The organism is Mesorhizobium sp. P3_A9, from assembly GCF_056402975.1.
The window spans coordinates 1-2,136 of the sequence record NZ_JBFUGJ010000595.1 but is presented as its reverse complement, the minus strand read 5'-3'; the positions used below and the strand labels follow the sequence as shown (position 1 = coordinate 2,136).

The 2,136-nt window shown below is 68.7% G+C and carries 1 protein-coding gene; it reads left to right on the top strand.

Features of this window, described 5'->3' with window-relative positions; translation table 11 throughout:
• Nucleotides 1–1,997 (top strand): cobaltochelatase subunit CobN (locus AC1DX0_RS35005; protein WP_477358984.1); only part of this gene is annotated, 1,997 nt, incomplete at its 5' end.
• Nucleotides 1,998–2,136 lie beyond the last annotated feature (139 nt).

Below are 2,136 nucleotides of genomic sequence, written 5' to 3'. Positions count from 1 at the left end.
CGATCTCCCCCCTTGCGGGGGAGATGTCCGGCAGGACAGAGGGGGGTGTTCAAGCGCCAACCTCAGCAAGCTTCCCCTTCCGCGCCGCCACCTTCGGCAACATAACCGTGGCGCTGGCCCCCGATCGCGGCCGCTCCGCCGAGCGCCGCGCCGATTACCACGACCCGACCCTACCGCCGCGCCACGCCCTCCTCGCCTTCGGCCTGTGGTTACGCAAATCACTCGGCRTCCATGCCCTGATCCATGTCGGGGCCCACGGCACGCTGGAATGGCTGCCCGGCAAGACGGTCGCGCTGTCGCAAACCTGTTTTCCCGAGATCGTCACTGGACCCCTGCCCGTCATCTATCCCTTCATCGTCTCCAATCCCGGCGAGGCGGCACAGGCCAAGCGGCGTATTGCCGCCGTCACGCTTGGCCATCTGCCGCCGCCGCTCACCGGCGCCGGTTTGGACGAAAACCAGCACAAGCTCGAGCGGTTGGTCGACGAATACGCCCAGGCCGACGGTCTCGATCGCCGTCGCCGCGATCGTCTCGCCAAACTGATCGTCGACACCGCGCAAAAGACCGGCCTCGCCTCGGAAGCCGGTGTCGGCAGGACCGACGCCCCCGACGAGGCGCTGCGCCGCATCGACGCCTGGCTCTGCGACCTCAAGGATTTCGCCATCAAGGACGGCCTGCACATCTATGGCCGCGCGCCTGAGGACGAACCCGACGCCATGCGCCGGCAAAGTGCCGAGGCTGAAAAGGCGGCGCTGCTTGCCGCGCTTGATGGCCACCACATCAAGGCCGGTCCAGCCGGCGCGCCGGCGCGGGGGCGCTCCGACGTTTTGCCCACSGGCCGCAAYCTSTTCACMTCSGAYCCGCGCACCATGCCGACGCCGACSGCCTATRATCTGGGCARRGYGGCRGCGGAAGARGTCGTRCGYGGCTAYATGCAGTCGCATGGCGACTGGCCGCGCTCGCTGGTCATCGAYCTCTGGGGCTCGGCCTCGYTGCGCACCGGYGGCGAGGAGATYGCGCAAGGCCTGGCGCTGATGGGYTGCCGGCCGCAATGGGATGCCGCCACCGGCCGCATCACCGGCATCGAGGTGCTTCCGCCGGCAGCGCTCGGCCGGCCGCGCGTCGACGTCACCTGGCGCATATCGGGCCTGTTCCGCGACATGTTCCCGACCCAGATCGCGCTGATCGATGCCGCAGCAAACGCCGTCGCCGCGCGCGACGAGGACGATTCGGAAAACCCCCTCGCGGCGCGAACCCGCGCCGATGGCAAGATCAGCCCACGCATTTTCGGCACCTCGCCCGGCACCTATGGCGCGGGTGTCGAGGATCTTTTGTCCCGTGGCGACTGGGCCGTGCGTGAAGAGATCGGCCGCGCCTATCTCGATGCCACCTCGCATGCCTATGGYGGCGCCGRKGGCGAAGGCRTYTCRGCGCCCGGCGCCTTCGATTCCCGCATCGCCGAGGCTGAYCTTCTSGTCCACACCGGCGACGACCCCGGCCGCGACATYCTYGARGGCTCCGCCGAYGTCGCYTTCATCGGCGGCTTTTCGGCMGCCCTKGCCGCSCTSGGCARRAAYGCCGACGTCATCGTGCTYGACACSACMGACCCGCAGAAGCCGAAGCCGCGCTCGGTYCGCGAGGCCGTCTCACGCGTCGTGCGCGCCCGCGCCGTCAATCCACGCTTCATATCAGGCCAGATGCGCCACGGCCCGCGCGGCGCCTCCGAATTCGCCGAGACGGTCGACCGGCTGGTCGGCTTCGCCGAAACCACCCACGCCATTTCAGGTGCGCTGATCGAGGCCGTGCACGATGCCTATGTCGGCGATCCCGACGTKCGCGCCTTCATCCTGCGCGAAAACCCCGCCGCCGCSAAGGTCATCGCCGAGCGCTTCCTGTCGGCGCGCCGRCGTGGCCTCTGGCATCCCYTGCGCAATTCCATCGACGACGACCTCGCCGCGCTGATTGCCGAAGCAGAAGCGCTCGGGGTTGCGGCATGAACGCCTTCTCACGACGTGGCGCCTGTCCGGCTTTGTCAGCGCCGATGCAGACCGGCGATGGACTGCTGGTGCGGCTCAACCCGGTCGCCGGAGGCCCATCTTCCGGAGGCTTGTCGCCGAAGCTGTTGATCGGGTCGGG